This is a genomic window from Salinivibrio sp. MA607, assembly GCF_001996245.1.
GTDB classification, from domain to species: Bacteria; Pseudomonadota; Gammaproteobacteria; order Enterobacterales; family Vibrionaceae; genus Salinivibrio; species Salinivibrio costicola.
In genome coordinates, this window is sequence record NZ_MUFJ01000001.1 from 211,971 (window position 1) to 232,110 (window position 20,140).

Sequence of the window (20,140 nt, forward strand, 5' to 3'; positions counted from 1 at the left end):
CCTGACTCACTCGGAGGGATTTGAGATGTTAGTTATTCGGCCGATCCGTGCATCAGATTTTGATGCACTGATGTTGTGTGCGGAAGCGTCCGGGCATGGATTTACCTCCTTGCCGGTCGATGCCGATTTGCTACAGGGGCGGATTAATAATTCGCTTGAGAGTTTTGCCAAACAGGTGACAGAGCCGGGGCCAGAGGGATATCTGATGGTCGCCGAAGATTTAGAAACCGGTGAAATCGCAGGGACCACGGGCATCGAAGCCGCCATTGGCCTTGATAACCCGTTTTACAGTTACCATCTGACCAAGGTGGTACATTCATCACGCAAACTGAACGTGCACAACATTGTTGAAGTGTTGACCTTTGGCAACAACTACACGGGGGCGACAGAAATCTGCACCCTGTTTATGCGTCCAGAGTTTCGTGGCGGGTTAAACGGTAAGTTATTGTCTAAATGCCGCTTCCTAATGCTGGCGCAATTTCCAGAGCGCTTCGCTGACGTGGTGTTTGCCGAAATGCGCGGTGTGTCGGATGACGAGGGCAACTCGCCATTTTGGCAGTGGCTAAAAGACAACTTTTTTAACATTGACTTTACCTTGGCGGATTATCTCACCGGGATTGGTGCCAAAGGGTTTATTGCCGACTTAATGCCTAAATTGCCGATTTATGTGAGCCTACTGAGTGAGGAAGCTCGTGCAGTTATCGGTCAAGTGCACCCGAATACCCGTCCAGCATTACGCTTGTTGGAAAAAGAGGGCTTTTCTTGCCGTGGTTATGTCGACATCTTTGATGCGGGCCCAACGGTAGAATGCTTACGCCCCAATATTGAGTCTGTACGTCACTCTTTCACCGCCTCAGCGCGCGTAAGAGAGCACAGTAGCGCGCAGGATTATTTAATATCGAATACCGATTTTGCTGGCTTCCGTGCCACCGCGGCGAAAGCTGCGATCGATCACGAAACCAATCAAGTTGTGATTAGCCCAGCGGTTGCCGATGCATTGAATGTAAAAAACGGCGATCAACTGCGTTTGATTGCCATGGGGGGATAAAATGACAAAGCAATCAGCAGGCCATTTGATTCATGGCGAGTGGGTGAAAGGCGAGGGCGAGATCATGACCTCGCAAAACCCCTTTGATAGTCAATGTATTTGGCAAGGTGCAGAAGCGAGTCGTTCGCAAGTGGAGCAAGCGGTCAGCGCCGCACGCGACGCGTTTTTGCGTTGGCGCAATACCGATTTTTCTGAGCGCCAAGCGCTGGTGGAGCGCTTTGCCGAGATAGTGAAAGCCAATACCGATGAACTGGCTCGGGTCATTGCCGAAGAAACGGGCAAACCCTTGTGGGAAACCAAAACCGAAGTCGGGGCCATGGTAGGCAAAGTGGCGATCTCCTTGCGCGCGTACCACGAAAGAACAGGCTCACGTGAAAAAGACGTCAATGGCACCCAAGCGGTATTACGCCATCGTCCACTTGGCGTTATGGCGGTATTCGGGCCTTACAATTTCCCTGGGCATCTACCTAATGGCCACATTGTTCCAGCTTTATTGGCGGGCAACAGCGTAGTATTTAAACCCTCTGAGCTGACGCCAAAAGTCGCAGAGAAGACCTTGGGCTATTGGCTCGAAGCGGGATTACCGCAAGGACTGATCAGCCTGGTACAAGGTGGGCGCAATACCGGCGAGGCGCTGGCCCAAGCGCGCGGTATTGACGGTTTATTGTTTACCGGTAGCGCCAATACGGGGCATATTCTTCATCGTCAGTTTGCTGGCCAGCCCGATAAAATGCTGGCGCTGGAAATGGGGGGCAATAACCCCTTGGTGGTGAGTGATCAGTTCGGTGATTTAGACGCCACGGTATACACCATTATTCAATCGGCCTACCTCAGTGCCGGTCAGCGGTGTACGTGTGCACGCCGCCTGCTGCTGCCTGAGGGAGAAGTGGGTGACAAGATCTTGACTCGCCTAGCACAATGGACCAAAACCGTGCGAGTGGGTGGCCAGTTTGATGATCCCGCGCCTTTCATGGGCGCCCAAATTTCAATGGCTGCCGCCGAGGGGATTTTGGCCACACAACAGAAATTGATCGATCTGGGAGCTACCCCCGTCATAGAGTGCGAGCATTTACACGATGCGGTGATTTCTCCAGGGATTTTAGATGTGAGTGGCATTCAAGCGTTACCCGACGAAGAGTATTTCGGTCCGCTACTACAAGTGCAGCGCTATCAGGATATGGCTGATGCGATCACGAAGGCGAATGATACCCGCTATGGTTTGTCGGCAGGCCTTATCAGTGAAGACGAGGGCGAATGGCAATACTTCCTCGATCATATTCGCGCAGGGATTGTGAATCGTAATCGTCAGTTGACAGGGGCAAGCGGTGATGCGCCATTTGGCGGGCCAGGTGCGTCGGGTAATTTACGTCCAAGCGCTTACTATGCCGCCGATTATTGCGCTTATCCCATGGCATCAATGGAAGGGGAGCAGGTGGTACTGCCTGAGACGTTCGCCCCCGGTATTCCGACTCAACAAGATTAAGGAGACCAATATGGACAGTGGCCAAGCGTTATTCGATAAATTATGGCAAGACTATATTAACCGTCTTTGCCCATCGGCACATCAGGTACATGCCTTGCTCGAAGAAGGGCAGCCTTTAATCAATGATCATATTGCCTTGCGGACATTTGGTTTGCCCAAGGTTGGGCTTGAGGTCTTGGCGCGCCCCTTCCTGGCGCTAGGCTATCAGCAAAAAGGGGACTATACCTTTGAAGCGAAAAAGCTCAATGCCTGCCATTTCGAGCACCCCGATCCTTTGATGCCGAAAGTGTTTATCAGTGAATTGATGGTCGAGCAATGCTCGCCTGCGCTGCAAGCCATTGTTCATAAGCTGGTGGCACAAGTCGATGCGTCGTCACTAACAGGGAGCGATTTTCTTCATCAGGGGCGGCTTTGGGACATCGATAGCGCCACCTATCAAGCGCTTGCTGAGGAGAGTGAATACGCGTCCTGGGTAGCCGCGCACGGTTATGGCGCGAATCATTTCACAGTGAGTGTCAATCAGTTAAAGGCTCATGATCATTGCCAATCGGTTAATCAAAAGCTGCGAGACAATGGCTTTGCAATTAACGAAGCGGGTGGGGAAGTAAAAGGGGACGCATCCGTTTATCTGGAGCAATCCTCCACCATGGCTGACCGTGTCCCTGTTGTTTTCTCTGATGGCACGCAAACCATTCCAGGTGGGTTTTATGAGTTTGCTAAGCGTTATGTGTTGCCCAACGGTGAGTTGTACCAGGGGTTTGTTGCCGCTTCAGCGGATAAAATTTTTGAGAGCACGCACTAACAAATAGTGGATATAACGAGGCCTAAACGGTTAAGGAAGAGTTCGCTCTTCCTTTTTTTTTGTTTTAAAAAGAAAAACCGACGCCAGGGCGTCGGTTGGGAATACAGAGAGCGCTGTGATTAGCGGGTACCGTATACCACGATGGTTTTACCATGGGCTGAAATAAGGTTTTGCTCTTCCAGCATTTTAAGAATACGCCCCACGGTTTCACGCGAGCAGCCAACGATTTGGCCAATTTCTTGACGTGTGATCTTAATTTGCATGCCATCAGGGTGCGTCATGGCATCGGGTTGCTTCGCTAAATTCAACAAGGTTTGCGCAATACGGCCCGTGACGTCCAGGAAGGCAAGATCCCCCACTTTTTGGCTGGTCACTTGCAAACGGCGCGCCATTTGTGAGGACAAACGCATCAATATATCGGGGTTAACCTGGATCAGTTGGCGGAACTTTTTGAATGAGATTTCTGCCACTTCACAAGGAGACTTAGCCCGAACCCAAGCGGTACGCTCCTGATCATCTTCGAAAAGGCCTAGCTCACCGATGAAATCACCTTGGTTAAGATAAGACAGGATCATTTCCTTGCCTTCTTCATCTTTGATTAGAACGGCGACAGACCCTTTCACGATGTAATACAAGGTCTCCGCTTTTTCGCCTGCATGAATCAGCGTGCTTTTAGACGGATACTTGTGGATGTGACAATGTGAAAGGAACCACTCGAGTGTAGGGTCTGTTTGAGGTTTTCCTGGAACCATATAACTTATTTCCTCTGCATGTGTTGCCCGGCAACAACGTCCTATCTTTGTCTGAGGGGTAACCCACCAGATCTATGCACAGAATACGAAGTCTGGGCGCGGGCTACAAGCTCACTGTATGTTAACAAGAGTGTATCTTTTTTTGTTAGCAATTTCTTGATTTTGATCTAGGCCAACCGCCTAAAAAACTGGCAAAAACGTGGCTAAGATCACGGCTTGAGAAGTAATACACGATAGATGCGCTACGCCCTAGCCAATCTTGCCTTTTTCGATTAGCTGCTGAATCAATGGACGGATGATAAGTTCCATCGCAAAGCCCATCTTACCGCCTGGCACGACGAGTGTATTATGCCGTGACATAAAAGACCCCGTGATCATTTGCAGCAGATAAGGAAAGTCGACGTTTTTCATCCCTCGAAAGCGGATCACCACAAAGCTCTCATCCAACGAAGGAATGCCTTTGGCGTTCAGTGGGTTGGAGGTATCGACCGTCGGCACCCGTTGAAAGTTAATGTGAGTGCGTGAGAATTGCGGCGTAATATAATGCAAATAATCGTCCATCGACCGCACAATCGAGTCGGTGACCGCTTCGCGTGAGTGGCCCCTATCGCGGGTATCGCGGACAAACTTCTGAATCCACTCAAGGTTGACGATCGGGACCATACCAATCAATAGGTCGACATGTTGAGCGACATTGACCTCACCATCAACCACACCGCCGTGCAAGCCTTCGTAAAATAGTACGTTGGTATTGTCGGGTAAATCCTGCCATGGTGTGAAGGTCCCTGGCATTTGATTGTAGGGCACCGCTTCGTCAAAGGTATGCAAGTAGCGGCGATATTTGCCTGTGCCGAGTTCACCGTACTCACGGAAAAACTGCTCTAATCGCGGAAAATCATTGGCGGTGGGGCCAAAGTAACTAATGTGCCGTCCTTGCTCACGTGCTTTACGGATCTCGACGTCCATTTCCGGTCGCGTAAAGCGATGGAAACTGTCCCCTTCTAGCCACGCCGCTTTGATGTTCATCATCTGGAACATCTTACGGAATGCTTCGGATGTGGTGGTGGTCCCTGCTCCTGAAGAGCCGGTGACCGCGATGATTGGATGTTTAGCCGACATGACGCGCCCTGTCATTCAGTCTGAATGTGTATCGCTGTTTATTGCGTACAGCGATGCTAAGATCTGAGTGCTTCTTTACGACGAATATCCACTGTCTCGTGCAACTCAGAATACACAATCACGGCGTCGCCGGATTGCAGTTGTTGGCGAACATCCGCCACTTTTTGTGCAAAGCTGACTTCCTGCTCACCATAATCGGTTCCTTCCCGTAACACAAAGTGCTCGATTAAACGAGTCAGTGTTTCCTCAGGGACCGATTGCCAAGGAACCATCATACTACATCACCTTTTGTTGATTTATGGCTGAGACGTTAGGGTGCTTGATGCTGATATTGTGAATCAGCTCGCATTTTACCCAATCATTCAACACAATGCAGTAGATCAATGTGCGTCGGTCTTTTTTGCTTTGCGTGGCGTCCTTTTTTAACGGGACGAGCAAAGGCGTGAGGCTAACCAGTGAGGCACCGACTGCTCCAGCCAGAACTGTGGCTGGCGCCAACTGCCGGTAACAAAACCAACATGCCCACCATGTTCGCTCAGTTGATAGTCAATATTCGCGGGCAGAGGCGAGGTTGGGATCACTGCGTCGGTCATAAAGGGATCGTCTTTCGCATGGATAATCGCAAGTGGGACCGTAATAGCGTCAAGGACAGATAAACCACTACAGCTTTGATAGTAGTGTTGAGCATCGTCAAAGCCATGCAGCGGTGCGGTGACCGTTTGATCAAACTCGAACAGAGTTTTAATCTTTGGCCGCTCCCCAGCATGCCACCGACCCACTTTTTGGTGTCGGGTAAGTTTTTCCGATAAGGTTTGTCGCATCGACCGTAGCAAATACGCTTGATAAACACGGGAAAACCCTTGTTGAATACGGGTCGAGCACGCCGCTAAATCGAGCGGGGGAGAAATAGCACAACCACAACTGACAATCGGATCATGCTGATAGTCGGCCAGGTAGCGCACCAACATGTTTCCTCCCAAAGAGACTCCCACAGCGGCAATCTCATTGTTCGGGTAGGTCTGGCGTAAATAGGTCAAAAATGCCCGAGCGTCCTCCGTTTCGCCGGAATGATAAGTCCGCGGCGCGCGATTAAGACGGCCACTGCAACCGCGAAAATGCATCACCACACCGCACCAGCCTTGCTGTTTAAAAGCGGCCAATAATCCATTGGCATAAGGGCTATCAAAGCTTCCTGCCAGGCCATGAAACAAGACAATAATAGGCTGTCCTACCTCGGGATGATGCGTCCATGCAAGATCGACAAAGTCACCGTCAGGCAGATCAAACGCTTGCCAAATAGGCGCAAAAAGCGGTTGCCGGCGCAGCAGGCGTGGCAGTAAGGTTTGCAGATGCGCATTACGGGCAGTTGGAATGGGGTTAAAGGGTGTCATCATCGTCTGCTCCATCCTCTTTTGTAGGCCGGTCTACCCGTAGTGGTGTATAGAGATTACGGGCAGAGGGGGATAGCTGGCGGCAATAATAGGCCAAGGGAGACGCGGCTTGTGTGAGCCAGGATTGACGATTAAGCACTTCAATCAAGTCTTGTTGCTGGAACTTCTCTAAACTGAGTTCAAAGTTGAGCATTTTTTTATATTGGCCGGTGCCCACGCGTGGCTTGAGATCGCGTCTTAGATGGCGATAAGCGATCAGCAAATGTTCAGACCGGCTCAAGGCGTGCTTAAGCTGGGTGAGGCTCTCGGGGCTAAGCCCGTAACCGTGGCTTTCAATCCAAGCGAGCAACAAAGCAAGGTTCACATTGCCTTGGTGCTCGTCTTGTAATTTAAGGCAGGCTTGTTTGACCTCTTGCTTAGCATAGTGGTGCAAACAAAACTGCCAAAGATCGGCGGCGTTTGCCATCCCAGGCGTTAGTGTTGGTTGAATGTCGCCTCCAGGGCTTCTAGCGCTTCTTGTTGCTCCATCCATTCTTGTTCCACCTCTTCGAGCGTCGACTTTGCATCGGCTTGGCGTTGCAATTGCTCCGTTAAACGGGCTTTGTTGTCACTCTGGTAAATAGCGGGATCCGCTAATTGGTTTTCTGCTTCTGCGATAATGGCAGAAAGTTGTTCGATCTTTGTGTCTAAACGGTCAATTTTTTTTCGTAGTGGCGCCGTTTGTTTTCGGCATTCGGCTTCACGACGCTTTTGTGCTTTTCGATCTAACTGCGTTTGCTGTGGGGCAAGCTTTTCGTCTGCGGCTTGCTTTTTGTTTTCCGCACGATCAGCGCGTTGTTGTTCGGTCAGCCAGCGGTGATAGTCGTCTAAGTCGCCATCAAAGGGTAGCACTGCGCCCTTGTCCACCAAATACAAGTCATCGGCTGTCGCACGCAATAAAAAGCGATCGTGGCTGACGATCACCATCGCGCCATCATAGGATTGCAATGCGAGCGTTAACGCTTGGCGCATGTCGAGATCCAAATGGTTAGTCGGTTCATCCAACAGTAACAAGTTCGGTTTTTGCCAAACTAACAATGCAAGGACTAAACGTGCTTTTTCGCCGCCAGAGAAAGGGCCAATGTTTTCCAACGCTTTGTCACCTTGAAAGCCAAACCGTCCGAGAAAATCTCGCAGGGTTTGCTCGGCAGTAGTTGGTGCTAAGCGATTTAGATGCTGGAGCGGCGTTTCATCGATACGTAAGGTATCGAGTTGATGCTGGGCAAAATAACCTATTTTCACCCCTTGAGAGTAGCTTAGCTCGCCAGCCATCGCCGGCAAATCGCCCGACAATAACTTGATCAGCGTTGATTTGCCCGCGCCGTTACGCCCTAACAGGCCAATGCGCGCCCCAGGCACTAAGTTAAGGCGAATGTTCTCGATAATTGGCGTTTTGTTATAGCCAGCGGCCACCTTATCCATCATAAGAATGGGAGTGGGCAATGCATCAGGGGGTAAAAAGGTAAAGCTAAATGGATTATCGTATTGAGCCGGTAGCACCTTTTCCATGCGTTCCAGCGCTTTTATCCGACTTTGCGCTTGGCGGGCTTTGCTGGCTTTGTATCGGAAACGGTCAATGTAGGATTGCATGTGAGCAACTTGCTTTTGTTGCTTCTCATATTGCGCTTGCTGTTGTGCTAACTTTTGCGCGCGCATGCTTTCAAAATCCGAGTAGTTACCGGTGTATTCATTCAGCTTAGCGTGCTCAATATGAATGATACGATTGACCACAGGATCAAGAAAATCACGGTCGTGTGAGATCAAGACCAAGGTTCCCGGATACTGCTGCAACCATTTTTCTAGCCACATCACTGCGTCCAAATCGAGGTGGTTGGTGGGCTCGTCGAGTAGCAGTAAATCTGAGCGACATAACAAAGCTTGTGCCAAGTTAAGTCGCATGCGCCAGCCCCCAGAGAACTGCGTTAATGACCAATGGATTTGCGTCTGACTGAACCCCAAGCCATCCAGCAAACTTGCGGCGCGCGCCTCTATGGTATAGCCGCCAATCGCATCGAGCTTATCGTGTAACAACGCCACTGCATTGCCATCATCTTTGGCTTCGGCGTTACGCAGCGCGTCTTGCAGCTCACGGTATTCAGTATCGCCATCAATCACATATTCCAGCGCACTTTTATCCAATGCGGGGGTTTCTTGTGCCACCCAAGCCACTTGCCATTGACTGGGGTAATCATAGTGCCCTGCATCAAGAGAAAGTTGGTGGCGTAGCAAGGCAAACAGGCTGGACTTGCCACAGCCATTTTTACCCACCAAGCCGACTTTGTCGCCGGGTGCGATGATGGCAGAGGTGTGGTCAAGCAGGGGCTTACCACCACGAAGCAATTGAATGTCGGAGAAGCGAATCATGATTACTCAGTCTGTCTTGGGTTGATGGATGCACGTTGCGCGGTCGTTATACCAGCTTGATGCGGAGATTGCCAAATTCCACCGGTGGCGCGAGTGGTTAGACAGGGGGTTGGCCTTTTTGTATGTTAAAGTTAAAAACATGGCATAAAGAACAGATTGTGTGCTTGGCCAATCATAACGACAAGGAAGCGTATGCCTCAAGACAAGAAGGACAACCCACGCTCTCCCAAGGTGCTTGTTATCGTGGCGCATCCTGATCCGGATGAATCGGTCGCCAATCGCCGATTACTCGAATCGATACGCCCGCTGGCGAATGTCACTGTGCATGATATTTACGCCGCTTATCCGGATTTTGTGGTGGATGTCCATCACGAGCGTGCGTTGGTGACTGACGCCGATGTGTTGGTGTTTCAACACCCCCTACAGATGTACTCATGCCCGGCGTTATTGAAAGAGTGGATTGATGTGGTACTCGGAAAAGGCTTTGCTCATGGGCAAGGGGGGGATGCGTTAGCGGGAAAAACATGTCGTTTTGTGGTCACCACAGGTGGAGCAGCAGAAGCGTTCAGTAAAATCGGCTACAACAAATATTCCATGGAGGAGTTATTGCAACCTTTTGAACTGACGGCGGCGTTATGCCGCATGCACTGGGTCTCACCTTTAGTTCTTCACTGGGCGCGCCGCGTCACCGATGCTGATCGCAATGCCTTTGCTGAACTCTATGCGGACTGGTTGGCTAACCCTTTAGCGAAGCAGGAGGCACATCGTGGATCATAGCTTTCTGCTCATTGCGTTTATCTTTTTATTGGCAGCTGTGATTGCGGTGCCTTTGGCGCAGCGTTTGGGGATGGGCTCGGTGCTTGGCTACTTGGTAGCAGGCATTGTGATTGGCCCTTGGGGGCTGGGTTTAATCGATGATGTCGACTCAACCCTGCATTTTGCCGAATTTGGTGTGGTGCTGCTGCTGTTTTTGATTGGCTTGGAGCTTAACCCTAAAAAGTTATTGAAAATGTGGCGCCCCATTATCGGCCTTGGTGGTAGTCAAGTGGTGCTGACCGGGGTCGTGATAGGGGCATTAAGTGTCTTCGCTGGGCTCACGTTGCCACAAGGCGTGGTGATCGGGGCGGGGCTGGCACTTTCTTCTACCGCGATTGCGATGAAAATCATCGAAGACCAACGCTTAATGCGCAGCGAAACCGGACAATCTGGATTTGCCGTTTTATTATTTCAAGATATCGCCGTGATCCCGATACTGGCTGTGATCCCAGCGTTGGCCGGTGGCAGTGCAGGCAGTTGGTTTGATGTCCTCTGGATGTTTTTAGGCATTGGCGCTCTCTTGGCCGGCGGTCACTTTTTCTTGCGCCCTATTTTTCGTCTGATCGCGATGAGTGGCGTCACCGAGTTGTTTAATGTCACCGCGCTTGCCTTGGTCATCGGGATTGCATTGGCCATGCAAAGCCTTGGTCTATCGATGGCGCTGGGGGCGTTTTTAGCCGGGGTGTTGTTGGCTGAGAGTGAATACCGCCATGAGCTTGAGACGGCAATTGAGCCCTTTAAAGGGTTATTACTCGGGCTGTTTTTTATAGCGGTCGGGATGACGGTCGACTTAGGGCTTTTACTGGAATATCCCTGGGCGATCATCGGTGCCGTGGCTGCGTTAGTCGGTGGTAAAGCCTGCTTACTGTATGGACTGGCGCGTGCGTTTGGTGTCGCGCCCAAGGCGCGCAGTCAAATGGCGGTATTGCTCAGTCAGGGGGGAGAGTTTGCCTTTGTGATTTTCACTGCCGCGCGTAGCCAAGGGCTATTGGATAAAGAATTAAATGCCTTTTTGCTTGTGGTCGTGAGCTTGTCGATGATGACTACACCGTTAATTCTCTCGCTCCAGCAGCGTTGGTTTGCGCGTACTTTTAACGAGCCTGAATCCTTGCCTCCGCAAGCGCCATTTACTGAGACTGACTCGCGAGTCATCATTGCCGGATTTGGTCGGTTTGGTCAGGTAGTCGGTCGCTTGATGTTCGCCAATAAAATCGGGGTGACCATCCTGGAACGTGATCCGACTCAAATCAAGTTACTACGCCGCTATGGCTACGAAGTGTATTATGGTGATGCTACGCAACTCGATTTATTACGTGCCGCTGGTGCAAAGACGGCTGAAGCGATCGTGATTTGTACCGATTCGCCAGACGAAGTGATGGAGATTGTTGATCTTTGTGCCCATCACTTCCCTAATCTAAAAGTAATGGCGCGTGCGCGTAGTCGTGTCGAGGCGTATCAGTTGATGGCGCACGGTGTCGATCAGTTTTCTCGGGAAACCTTTTTGGGCGCGCTGGATCTTGGGCGGCAAACGTTAGAGTCCCTAGGCATGCACCCATACAAAGCGAAACGCGCAGAAATATTGTTCCGTAAACTCGATATGCGGGTGCTGGAAGATTTATTGCCTCAGCACAGTCAAGATGTCGCGACTGCATCACGAGTTAAAGAAGCGCGCAAAGAGCTGGAAGAAATTTTTGACCGAGAAATGCGCGGTGATAGTGAGCGGCATCAAAGTTGGAATCGAGACGAATAAGGTGTTGATGTGAAAAAACGTTTTATCGCAGGCGCTGCCTGTCCGTCGTGCCAACAACGCGATACATTGCGAGTGTGGCGTGAGAATAACATTGACAAAGTGGAATGTGTCAGCTGCGATTACCATGATAGTCGGTTACCGGAATCGGCACAACAGTCACACTCTGGCGCCGAGTCGGCAGAGAATGTCATTGGGATCTTTAAACCGGAGTAGGGGATCCGTTATCATCGGCAGTCCATTTACCTTCCGGTCTCGGAGCGAGCATGAAAATTGCAAAAGATGTGGTAGTCAGCCTGGCTTACCAAGTAAAAAATGAAGACGGTGCACTTGTTGATGAATCAACAGCACAAGAGCCTCTCCAATACCTACACGGTCATCGTAACTTGATCGTCGGACTTGAGAGCGCGCTGGAAGGCCGTGAAAAAGGCGAGAACTTTGAAGTGACGGTAGGCCCAGACGAAGCTTACGGTGATTACCAAGAAGCCATGGTACAACGTGTACCGGCTAACGTGTTCCAAGGCGTCGATCAAGTTGAAGTTGGTATGCGTTTTATGGCTGAAACCGACCAAGGCCAGATCCCAGTCGAAGTGACTGAGGTTGAAGGTGATGAAGTTGTTGTTGATGCCAACCACATGCTTGCAGGCCAAACCCTGTCCTTCTCAGTGGAAATCGTTGATGTGCGTGAAGCCACTGAAGACGAGCTTTCACACGGGCACATTCACCAAGACGGTGAAGAATGTGGCCACGACCACTAATCACGACGATAGATGAGTGGTAGTGAGTCCCATCGAATAAAAGGCGCCGTTTGGCGCCTTTTTTTATTTGGCCGTCGTGACCGCGCGCTAATCGTCACGCATACGGTGTGGTTTCAATAATGCGGGGGGGGTGTTTCTTCAGCTTGGCTAGCAATATTCTCTGGCTCAACATGTTGGAGCTTGCTGACAAGGTACTGGATTTGGACCGTCATGCGCTCAATATCACCTTGTTGTCGCGTCAATGCGGTATTGAGCTGGTCGATCGTGTCTTCTTGAAACGCCACTTTGTACTCAAGATCATCAATTTGCTGTTGTAACTTATCTATCTCGCTCATATTGCTCTCTCGTTATTGCGCGTCGGTTAACCAAGCTTGGGCAATCCCGGCCGAGGTACCTGAAATAACACGTCCAGTTGGATCAATCGCTACATCATACACCACTGCGCTGGGTGGGCGAGTATCTGGCTGGGCCAATGCTTGCCAACGACCTATATTTTTACCCGTTTTCACATCCCACAATTCGACCCGTTGTGACGGTGAACCGGTGGCTAGCAAGGTACCATCATCGGAAAACCGGGCACTGACATAAATGGCTTGGCGGGCAAAGATATCCAATTCACTGACTTTCTCGCCACTGGGTAGGGCCCAAATCACAGCGCGGTTGCCACCGTCAGAGACAAATGCGTACTTCCCCTCACGATGCAAGGCGACTTGTTTCACTCGCCGATCATAAGCAAAGTCATTGATGATCTGGCCAGACTGGGTATCCCAGAAGTAGGCGTGATGGTCATTGCCACCTGAGAGCACATAGGCGCCGTTGGGGGAAATCGAGACTGCATTGATTTTATCGCGGTGGGCGAGGAACTCTAAGCGCCTTCCCGTGCCTAAGTCGATAAATAATGCTTTTCCATTCGACAACGCTAGCACCAATTTTTCACCGTTATTACTGATCGCGGCATCGCGTATGATGCCTTCAGAAATGGACCATAACCCTTGAGCTTGGCTCCAGGCCAGGTCCCAGACGGCAAAGTTTTGTGCTGTTGTGGTAATGGCATAGCGCTTATTATCGGAAATATGACTAACAACGACCGGATTGGCGTCCGGATCTTGCGCACCGAGTTCGGCCAGCTGCTGATTAGTGACCAGATCCCACAGGACAATATCCGTTTCTTCAGACGCGATCAGGGCAAAACGGCCGTCACGACTGAGGCTAAAACTGGTCGCCCCTTCCGGATGGATTGACCAGCGCTGGGCTTCTTTGCCAGACTGCCAACAACCGGTTAAGCTGTTAATAACTATAAAAATGCAAATAATGTGGCGGATTTTGGGCATCATGCTTGAGTTCCAGTGTTTGCAGCCATATAACCACGAGTATATTGATAGAATCAGGCTTTCGCATTGTTGATGCGTCAGTAACAACCATACGAGGATTTATCCTTGTCATCAACGGAGTACCCAATGAAATCAGTAATGAAGATGTCGCTACTCGCGGCAACCGTTGCCTTTGCCGTCGGCTGTCAGCAAGACGACGCTAAAGTAGAGCAAACCAATCAAGCGGCCGAACAAGCGGAAGCAGCGTTTGCCAACGATGACGACAAAGCAGCCTACGCGATCGGTGCGTCTTTAGCCCAATACCTCAACGCTAACTTAGAGCAACAGGCAGACATCGGCTTAGAGCTTGATAAAGAGGTGGTACTGCAAGGGGTGCAAGATGTCTTTCAAGGGGAATCAAAACTGACCGATGAGCAAGCGCAAGCGGCGCTGCAATCGCTTGATCAGCGCGTGACTAAACTGGCGCAACAGCAAGCCAAAGAGAAAGCAGAAGCCGCGATTTCGGAAGGTGAAAAATACCGGGCTGACTTTGCCCAGCAAGACGGCGTTAAAGAAACGGAATCTGGCTTGCTTTACAAAGTGGATAGCATGGGCGAGGGCGATAAGCCAGCCGCAGAAGATACCGTGGTTGTTCACTACAAAGGCACCTTGACTGACGGTACCCAGTTCGATAGCTCTTACGATCGTGGTGAGCCAGCTTCCTTCCCGCTTAACCGCGTGATTCCAGGCTGGACTGAAGGTGTGCAGCTAATGCCTGTTGGCTCTAAATTTACCTTTGTTGTGCCACCTGAGTTGGCTTACGGTGATCAAGATACCGCATCGATTCCTGCCAACTCAACCCTAGTGTTTGATGTTGAACTGCTTGAAATAAAAGACGATACCAAAAAAGACGCGGCGAGCGAAGGCTAAACGACAGCCTCGTCTGACTGTGTAATATCCGCCCCGGCATCGCCGGGGCTTTTTGCATTTTTAGGCTTAAATTCTGTTAAACTGTGCGCAGAGACATTTAGATTGACGGTCGAATAAGGATAGGCGTACGTGGTACCGACAGAAGGCTTTGGCGCGAACGTGATGACGGAAAATGAGCTCATTGAGTCTAATCCATTGAATCAACAAGACAGTGTTATTCTGCGGTCTTATGCGGCGGTAGTGGATGGGCTTGCGGCGCTGATTGGTGAACATTGTGAAATCGTGCTGCACGCATTAGACGATTTAAATAAATCAGCGATCAAGATCGCGAATGGTGAAAACACGGGTAGAAAAGTGGGATCGCCAATCACCGATCTTGCGCTGCGGATGCTGCGCGATATTGAAGGCTCAGAGCGTAATTTTTCACGGGCTTATTTTACCCGAGCGAAAAGTGGCACCTTGATGAAGTCGATCACGGTAGCGATTCGCAATGGGGATAATCGTATCATCGGGCTATTGTGTATCAACATCAATTTAGATGCGCCTTTTTCACAGGTACTACAAGCCTTCATTCCGGATGATCTCGCCAAACAAGCGGCCTCTTCAGTAAACTTTGCCAGTGACGTGGAAGAGCTGGTGGATCAAACCGTTGAACGGACAGTTGAAGAAGTCAATGCCGACAAAACGGTGTCTAACAACACTAAAAACCGTCAGATAGTCATGGCGCTCTATGACAAAGGGATTTTTGATATTAAAGATGCCATTCATCGTGTGGCATCTCGTCTCAACATCTCGAAACATACGGTCTACCTTTACGTTAGACAGCGCAAAACAGAAGAGATCGAATCATGAGTCTGCGTTATGTGTTAGTCGTGACCGAGCCAGCGTATGGATCACAGTTGGCACGCACCGCCTATCAGTTTGCCTGTGCAGCAATAAAGGCGGGGCACCAGGTGAGTAAAGTCTTCTTCTATCAAGAAGGTGTACTGAATGGCGCCGCAACCACAGTGCCCGCAAATGATGAATTTGATTTGGTGGAAGCGTGGCAGCGGTTGGCGTTCGATCACGGTGTTGTGCTGGAAACTTGTGTTGCCGCGGCATTACGACGCGGGATTATCAGTGAGCAAGAAGCGACGCAGCATCAATTATCGACGGCGACCTTGGCAGAAGGATTCTCTCAGGCAGGCTTAGGCGCATTGGCTGACGCTTTGTTAACCGCTGACCGAGTGATGCAATTTTAAGAGGGCTTTATGCAAATAGGGTTTGTATTTTCTACATCGCCCCACGGGTCGGCGAGCGGTCGAGAAGGGCTAGATGCGCTACTCGCTACCTCGGCGTTTTGCGACACCTTATCGGTTTTTTTTATTGGTGATGGGGTTCTACAACTTATAGCGGGCCAGCAACCGCAACAGATTCTGAGCCGCGATTACATTGCCAGCTTTAAAATGCTACCGCTGTGTGACGTCGAGGACATCTATGTATGCCGCGCTTCATTGGCATCTCGTGGGCTGGAGCACGCCGAGACCGTCTTACCCACTCAAGTCCTGGCGCTTGAACAAGTCAAAAAGCGGTTGTCAGAGTGCGACCGTATACTACATTTTTAAGGAGTCGACGTGCTTCATATCGTGAAATCGTCTCCCTATCGTGACCAAGCGCTAACGTTGTGCTTAAACTACATCGATCAGGACAGTGTGATTGTACTAATCGGTGATGCGGTACTGGCGGGAGTAGATAACAGCGAGTGGACGACGCGCTTATTTACCGGGAATCATGTTGTTTATTTGCTCAGTGATGATGTTCACGCTCGAGGACTCGGCGATAAGCTTCATCCCAGCGCGGTGATGATTGAGATGAACAAATTAGTAAGCTTGAGCGTCGAGCATGTCACGCAAATGACATGGTAATACCTTAGCCTGTATAGCGTAAAAACGCCCCCTGCGCGCTGCTTGAAAAACAAACAATGCAAAGATCTCTGTATAAATCTTGACACCCTATACCCCGACGCCTAAAATTTCGCGTCCCTGTTGTATTGGGGCTAGATTTTTCACACTTATACGTTAAGTAATATCAGGAGCTATTTAATGGCAACTATTAACCAGCTGGTCCGCAAACCACGCTTGAAGCAAGTTGCGAAAAGCAACGTGCCTGCGCTGGAAGCGTGTCCACAAAAACGTGGTGTATGTACTCGTGTTTACACTACTACTCCAAAGAAACCAAACTCCGCACTGCGTAAAGTATGCCGTGTACGTTTGACTAACGGCTTTGAAGTCACCTCATACATTGGTGGTGAAGGTCACAACCTGCAAGAGCACAGTGTTGTTCTGATCCGCGGCGGTCGTGTTAAAGACTTGCCGGGTGTGCGTTACCACACTGTTCGTGGCGCACTTGACTGTGCAGGCGTTAACGGCCGTAAACAAGGTCGTTCTAAGTACGGTGTGAAGCGTCCTAAGTCTTAATGGATTCCGTTAAGTAAGGCCAAACACTCAAACAATTGAATTTTGAAAAAACTGAAAAGTTTTGGATAAAACCTGAAGAAGACAACGGAGATAATCCATGCCACGTCGTCGCGTAATTGGTCAGCGTAAAATTCTTCCAGATCCTAAGTTCGGATCCGAATTGCTGGCAAAATTTGTAAACATCCTGATGGTTGACGGTAAGAAGTCAACTGCTGAAAAAATCGTTTATGGTGCTCTAGACATCATGGCTGAGCGTTCTGGTAAAGAGCACTTGGCTGTATTTGAACAAGCTCTTGAAAACGTACGCCCAGCGGTCGAGGTGAAATCTCGCCGTGTAGGTGGTTCAACTTACCAAGTGCCAGTAGAAGTACGTCCAGTGCGTCGTAATGCCCTGGCTATGCGTTGGTTGGTTGAAGCCGCTCGTAAGCGTGGTGAAAAATCTATGGCTCAGCGCCTAGCAAGCGAGATGCTAGACGCATCAGAAAACAAAGGTACTGCTGTTAAGAAACGTGAAGACGTTCACCGTATGGCAGACGCGAACAAAGCGTTCGCACATTACCGCTGGTAATGCCTTCATGGCGTGTTCCGCTCGGAGCACGCCAAACCCATTTTCTAAGGTTAACCTTAGCAAGAGGATACTATTGTGGCTCGTAAAACCCCTATCGAGCACTACCGTAACATCGGTATTTGTGCTCACGTAGACGCCGGTAAAACCACGACTACCGAGCGGATCCTGTTTTACACAGGTCTGTCACACAAAATCGGTGAAGTACACGACGGTGCCGCGACCATGGACTGGATGTCGCAAGAACAAGAGCGTGGTATCACTATTACCTCTGCGGCGACCACCACTTTCTGGGCCGGTTCTGATCAGCAGTTTAAACAGCACCGTGTAAACATCATCGACACCCCTGGACACGTTGACTTCACCATCGAAGTTGAGCGTTCTTTGCGTGTGCTTGATGGAGCTGTGGTTGTATTCTGTGGTTCATCAGGTGTTGAGCCTCAGTCTGAGACCGTATGGCGTCAGGCTGACAAGTACGAAGTACCGCGTATGGTATTCGTCAACAAGATGGACCGTGCGGGCGCTGACTTCCTGCGCGTTGTTGATCAAATCAAAAACCGCCTTGGTGCACACCCTGTGCCAATTCACTTGAACATCGGTGCAGAAGACCAGTTCAAGGGCGTTATCGATCTGATCAAAATGAAAGCGATCAACTGGAATGAAGAAGACATGGGTATGACGTATACCTATGAAGAAATTCCAGACGATCTGAAAGAGCAAGCAGAAGAGTGGCACAACTTCCTGGTTGAGTCTGCTGCTGAAGCGTCTGAAGAACTGATGGACAAATACCTTGAAGAAGGCGAATTGTCCGAAGAAGAAATCAAGAAAGCGCTACGTCAGCGCACCCTTGATAACGAGATTGTTCTAGCTACCTGTGGTTCGGCGTTTAAAAACAAAGGCGTTCAGGCGGTACTGGATGCGGTTATCGAATACTTGCCTTCACCGATCGACGTTAAAGCGATCAAAGGTGAAGACGAAGACGGTAATCCAATTGAGCGTCATGCAGACGATAAAGAACCGTTCTCTGCGTTGGCATTCAAAATTGCAACTGACCCATTCGTAGGTACGCTGACCTTTATGCGTGTTTACTCTGGTGTAGTGAACTCTGGTGACAGTGTATACAACTCAGTGAAGCAAAAGCGTGAGCGCTTGGGCCGTATCGTACAGATGCACTCGAACAAGCGTGAAGAGATCAAAGAAATCCGCGCCGGTGATATCGCTGCAGGTGTTGGTCTCAAAGACGTGACCACGGGTGATACGCTGTGTGCGATGGATTCAAAAGTTATCCTTGAGCGCATGGAGTTCCCAGATCCTGTTATCCAGATCGCGGTTGAGCCTAAGTCTAAAGCAGACCAAGAGAAAATGGGTATCGCGCTGGGTAAACTAGCGGCAGAAGATCCGTCTTTCCGCGTTGAGTCTGACGAAGAGTCTGGCCAGACCCTGATCTCGGGTATGGGTGAGCTTCACCTAGACATCATCGTTGACCGTATGCGTCGCGAATTTAACGTTGAGTGTAACGTTGGTAAGCCTCAGGTTGCTTATCGCGAAACCATCCGTGGTAGCACCAAAGTTGAAGGTAAATTCGTGAAGCAGTCTGGTGGTCGTGGTCAATTCGGTCACGTATGGCTGAAGATCGAACCTTCAGAGCCAAACGAAGGCTTCGTCTTTGTTGACGAAATCGTCGGTGGTGTGGTTCCACGCGAATACATCGGTGCGGTATCAAAAGGTATCGAAGAGCAAATGAAAAACGGTGTACTCGCCGGTTATCCAGTGCTCGACGTTAAAGCGACCTTGTTCGATGGTTCTTACCACGATGTTGACTCCAACGAAATGGCGTTTAAGATCGCTGCATCAATGGCATTCAAGAAAGGTGCACACGACGCGCAACCTGTTATGCTTGAACCAATGATGAAGGTTGAAGTAACCACGCCAGAAGAGTGGATGGGTGACGTTGTCGGTGACTTGAACCGTCGTCGTGGCCTGATTGGCGGTATGGACGAAGGCCCAGCGGGTCTGAAGATCGTACGTGCCCAAGTGCCACTGTCTGAAATGTTCGGTTACGCTACAGACCTACGTAGTGCAACACAAGGCCGTGCGTCATACTCGATGGAATTCAGCGAGTATGGTGAAGTGCCGAAGAACATTGCTGATGCTCTAATTGCTGAGCGTAGCTAATTATTTTGGTCCTGATGCCGGTGCGATCACCGGCATCAAACACTGACTTCTGAGTTATTAGGCAAAGCCCCTTAACTCACAACTAGGAAGGAAGACGATCGTGTCTAAAGAAAAATTTGAACGTACGAAAACGCACGTTAACGTTGGTACTATCGGCCACGTTGACCATGGTAAAACTACGCTGACTGCAGCTATCTGTACTGTACTTGCAAAAGTATACGGCGGTGCTGCGCGTGATTTCGCGTCAATCGATAATGCGCCAGAAGAGCGTGATCGTGGTATCACCATCGCAACGTCTCACGTTGAGTACGATACGCCAAACCGTCACTACGCACACGTTGACTGCCCAGGACACGCTGACTATGTGAAAAACATGATCACCGGT

24 protein-coding genes are annotated in these 20,140 nt (G+C 50.1%); 16 read left to right on the forward strand and 8 right to left on the reverse strand.

The window, feature by feature from the left end; all coding sequences use genetic code 11:
- Positions 1-25 precede the first annotated feature (25 nt).
- From astA to BZG81_RS01065, 3 genes are read left to right on the forward strand one after another with little or no spacing between them, the layout of a single operon-like run.
- On the forward strand, positions 26-1,048 hold the full coding sequence (astA, locus tag BZG81_RS01055; protein WP_077461564.1) for an arginine N-succinyltransferase: 1,023 nt from the start codon (positions 26-28) through the stop codon (positions 1,046-1,048).
- A 1-nt stretch (position 1,049) separates the two neighbouring features.
- Complete coding sequence (astD, locus tag BZG81_RS01060; protein WP_077577179.1) at positions 1,050-2,531, forward strand: succinylglutamate-semialdehyde dehydrogenase; 1,482 nt, start codon at positions 1,050-1,052, stop codon at positions 2,529-2,531.
- Between the two features lie 10 nt (positions 2,532-2,541).
- Entirely contained in the window at positions 2,542-3,333 is a 792-nt protein-coding gene (locus BZG81_RS01065) for a DUF1338 domain-containing protein (RefSeq protein WP_077646906.1), read from the forward strand.
- A gap of 119 nt (positions 3,334-3,452) precedes the next feature.
- On the opposite strand, the gene crp is transcribed toward BZG81_RS01065, so the two are convergent.
- The 6 genes from crp to BZG81_RS01095 all read right to left on the reverse strand — a co-directional run bounded on the left by crp (position 3,453) and on the right by BZG81_RS01095 (position 8,998).
- Positions 3,453-4,085 (reverse strand): cAMP-activated global transcriptional regulator CRP, encoded by a 633-nt coding sequence (gene crp, locus BZG81_RS01070; protein ID WP_025673251.1) that lies wholly within the window; start codon positions 4,083-4,085, stop codon positions 3,453-3,455.
- 249 nt (positions 4,086-4,334) lie between these two features.
- Positions 4,335-5,204 carry a phosphoribulokinase gene (locus BZG81_RS01075; RefSeq protein ID WP_025744265.1) on the reverse strand — a complete coding sequence of 290 codons (870 nt, stop codon included), beginning with the start codon at positions 5,202-5,204 and terminating at the stop codon, positions 4,335-4,337.
- Between the two features lie 56 nt (positions 5,205-5,260).
- Positions 5,261-5,479, reverse strand: coding sequence for a YheU family protein (locus tag BZG81_RS01080; RefSeq protein ID WP_025744266.1), 219 nt, complete (start codon positions 5,477-5,479; stop codon positions 5,261-5,263).
- A gap of 147 nt (positions 5,480-5,626) precedes the next feature.
- Positions 5,627-6,598: a hydrolase gene (locus tag BZG81_RS01085; protein ID WP_077660310.1), complete on the reverse strand. Its 972-nt coding sequence runs from the start codon at positions 6,596-6,598 to the stop codon at positions 5,627-5,629.
- Complete coding sequence (locus BZG81_RS01090; protein ID WP_101494532.1) at positions 6,582-7,061, reverse strand: TIGR02444 family protein; 480 nt, start codon at positions 7,059-7,061, stop codon at positions 6,582-6,584. The genes BZG81_RS01085 and BZG81_RS01090 overlap by 17 nt, the downstream gene beginning before the upstream one ends.
- A gap of 8 nt (positions 7,062-7,069) precedes the next feature.
- On the reverse strand, positions 7,070-8,998 hold the full coding sequence (locus BZG81_RS01095) for an ABC transporter ATP-binding protein (protein ID WP_077668930.1): 1,929 nt from the start codon (positions 8,996-8,998) through the stop codon (positions 7,070-7,072).
- 192 nt (positions 8,999-9,190) lie between these two features.
- Between BZG81_RS01095 and kefG the strand changes: the two genes are divergently transcribed.
- From kefG to slyD, 4 genes are read left to right on the forward strand one after another with little or no spacing between them, the layout of a single operon-like run.
- Entirely contained in the window at positions 9,191-9,775 is a 585-nt protein-coding gene (kefG, locus tag BZG81_RS01100; protein WP_077676567.1) for a glutathione-regulated potassium-efflux system ancillary protein KefG, read from the forward strand.
- Positions 9,765-11,564 carry a glutathione-regulated potassium-efflux system protein KefB gene (gene kefB, locus BZG81_RS01105; protein ID WP_077676568.1) on the forward strand — a complete coding sequence of 600 codons (1,800 nt, stop codon included), beginning with the start codon at positions 9,765-9,767 and terminating at the stop codon, positions 11,562-11,564. Before kefG ends, kefB begins: the two co-directional genes overlap by 11 nt.
- Before the next feature lie 9 nt (positions 11,565-11,573).
- Positions 11,574-11,777, forward strand: coding sequence for a YheV family putative zinc ribbon protein (locus BZG81_RS01110; RefSeq protein WP_025744269.1), 204 nt, complete (start codon positions 11,574-11,576; stop codon positions 11,775-11,777).
- A 50-nt stretch (positions 11,778-11,827) separates the two neighbouring features.
- On the forward strand, positions 11,828-12,319 hold the full coding sequence (gene slyD, locus BZG81_RS01115; protein ID WP_077660305.1) for a peptidylprolyl isomerase: 492 nt from the start codon (positions 11,828-11,830) through the stop codon (positions 12,317-12,319).
- A gap of 113 nt (positions 12,320-12,432) precedes the next feature.
- On the opposite strand, the gene BZG81_RS01120 is transcribed toward slyD, so the two are convergent.
- On the reverse strand, positions 12,433-12,654 hold the full coding sequence (locus BZG81_RS01120; protein WP_025744270.1) for a SlyX family protein: 222 nt from the start codon (positions 12,652-12,654) through the stop codon (positions 12,433-12,435).
- A gap of 12 nt (positions 12,655-12,666) precedes the next feature.
- The gene (locus BZG81_RS01125) at positions 12,667-13,650 is read right to left on the reverse strand and encodes a WD40 repeat domain-containing protein (RefSeq protein ID WP_077676578.1); all 984 of its coding nucleotides are present in this window, start codon (positions 13,648-13,650) and stop codon (positions 12,667-12,669) included.
- 126 nt (positions 13,651-13,776) lie between these two features.
- Here BZG81_RS01125 and fkpA point away from each other — a divergent pair, with 126 nt between their 5' ends.
- The 9 genes from fkpA to BZG81_RS01170 form a co-directional block, all read left to right on the forward strand.
- The gene (gene fkpA / locus BZG81_RS01130; RefSeq protein ID WP_077676569.1) at positions 13,777-14,559 is read left to right on the forward strand and encodes an FKBP-type peptidyl-prolyl cis-trans isomerase; all 783 of its coding nucleotides are present in this window, start codon (positions 13,777-13,779) and stop codon (positions 14,557-14,559) included.
- 162 nt (positions 14,560-14,721) lie between these two features.
- Complete coding sequence (locus tag BZG81_RS01135; RefSeq protein WP_174566330.1) at positions 14,722-15,411, forward strand: helix-turn-helix transcriptional regulator; 690 nt, start codon at positions 14,722-14,724, stop codon at positions 15,409-15,411.
- Entirely contained in the window at positions 15,408-15,800 is a 393-nt protein-coding gene (gene tusD / locus BZG81_RS01140; RefSeq protein ID WP_077676570.1) for a sulfurtransferase complex subunit TusD, read from the forward strand. The genes BZG81_RS01135 and tusD overlap by 4 nt, the downstream gene beginning before the upstream one ends.
- Positions 15,801-15,809: 9 nt before the next feature.
- Positions 15,810-16,163, forward strand: a complete 354-nt coding sequence (gene tusC, locus BZG81_RS01145; RefSeq protein WP_025744274.1) for a sulfurtransferase complex subunit TusC — start codon at positions 15,810-15,812, stop codon at positions 16,161-16,163.
- 9 nt (positions 16,164-16,172) lie between these two features.
- Positions 16,173-16,463 (forward strand): sulfurtransferase complex subunit TusB, encoded by a 291-nt coding sequence (gene tusB / locus BZG81_RS01150; protein WP_077676571.1) that lies wholly within the window; start codon positions 16,173-16,175, stop codon positions 16,461-16,463.
- 177 nt (positions 16,464-16,640) lie between these two features.
- Positions 16,641-17,015 carry a 30S ribosomal protein S12 gene (gene rpsL / locus BZG81_RS01155; protein ID WP_025673238.1) on the forward strand — a complete coding sequence of 125 codons (375 nt, stop codon included), beginning with the start codon at positions 16,641-16,643 and terminating at the stop codon, positions 17,013-17,015.
- A 97-nt stretch (positions 17,016-17,112) separates the two neighbouring features.
- A complete protein-coding gene (gene rpsG / locus BZG81_RS01160; RefSeq protein ID WP_025673237.1) occupies positions 17,113-17,583 on the forward strand; it encodes a 30S ribosomal protein S7 in 471 nt (156 codons plus the stop codon).
- A gap of 75 nt (positions 17,584-17,658) precedes the next feature.
- Positions 17,659-19,755 carry an elongation factor G gene (fusA, locus tag BZG81_RS01165; protein WP_025744278.1) on the forward strand — a complete coding sequence of 699 codons (2,097 nt, stop codon included), beginning with the start codon at positions 17,659-17,661 and terminating at the stop codon, positions 19,753-19,755.
- A gap of 100 nt (positions 19,756-19,855) precedes the next feature.
- On the forward strand, positions 19,856-20,140 hold a 285-nt coding region (locus BZG81_RS01170), incomplete at its 3' end, for a GTP-binding protein (RefSeq protein WP_241827340.1).

Coding starts and splice junctions, on each gene's coding strand:
- astA (WP_077461564.1), top strand. CDS start 26: ATGTTAGTTATTCGGCCGATCCGTGCATCAGATTTTGATGCACTGATG.
- astD (WP_077577179.1), top strand. CDS start 1,050: ATGACAAAGCAATCAGCAGGCCATTTGATTCATGGCGAGTGGGTGAAA.
- BZG81_RS01065 (WP_077646906.1), top strand. CDS start 2,542: ATGGACAGTGGCCAAGCGTTATTCGATAAATTATGGCAAGACTATATT.
- crp (WP_025673251.1), bottom strand. CDS start 4,085: ATGGTTCCAGGAAAACCTCAAACAGACCCTACACTCGAGTGGTTCCTT.
- BZG81_RS01075 (WP_025744265.1), bottom strand. CDS start 5,204: ATGTCGGCTAAACATCCAATCATCGCGGTCACCGGCTCTTCAGGAGCA.
- BZG81_RS01080 (WP_025744266.1), bottom strand. CDS start 5,479: ATGATGGTTCCTTGGCAATCGGTCCCTGAGGAAACACTGACTCGTTTA.
- BZG81_RS01085 (WP_077660310.1), bottom strand. CDS start 6,598: ATGATGACACCCTTTAACCCCATTCCAACTGCCCGTAATGCGCATCTG.
- BZG81_RS01090 (WP_101494532.1), bottom strand. CDS start 7,061: ATGGCAAACGCCGCCGATCTTTGGCAGTTTTGTTTGCACCACTATGCT.
- BZG81_RS01095 (WP_077668930.1), bottom strand. CDS start 8,998: ATGATTCGCTTCTCCGACATTCAATTGCTTCGTGGTGGTAAGCCCCTG.
- kefG (WP_077676567.1), top strand. CDS start 9,191: ATGCCTCAAGACAAGAAGGACAACCCACGCTCTCCCAAGGTGCTTGTT.
- slyD (WP_077660305.1), top strand. CDS start 11,828: ATGAAAATTGCAAAAGATGTGGTAGTCAGCCTGGCTTACCAAGTAAAA.
- BZG81_RS01120 (WP_025744270.1), bottom strand. CDS start 12,654: ATGAGCGAGATAGATAAGTTACAACAGCAAATTGATGATCTTGAGTAC.
- BZG81_RS01125 (WP_077676578.1), bottom strand. CDS start 13,650: ATGCCCAAAATCCGCCACATTATTTGCATTTTTATAGTTATTAACAGC.
- fkpA (WP_077676569.1), top strand. CDS start 13,777: ATGAAATCAGTAATGAAGATGTCGCTACTCGCGGCAACCGTTGCCTTT.
- BZG81_RS01135 (WP_174566330.1), top strand. CDS start 14,722: ATGACGGAAAATGAGCTCATTGAGTCTAATCCATTGAATCAACAAGAC.
- tusD (WP_077676570.1), top strand. CDS start 15,408: ATGAGTCTGCGTTATGTGTTAGTCGTGACCGAGCCAGCGTATGGATCA.
- tusC (WP_025744274.1), top strand. CDS start 15,810: ATGCAAATAGGGTTTGTATTTTCTACATCGCCCCACGGGTCGGCGAGC.
- rpsL (WP_025673238.1), top strand. CDS start 16,641: ATGGCAACTATTAACCAGCTGGTCCGCAAACCACGCTTGAAGCAAGTT.
- rpsG (WP_025673237.1), top strand. CDS start 17,113: ATGCCACGTCGTCGCGTAATTGGTCAGCGTAAAATTCTTCCAGATCCT.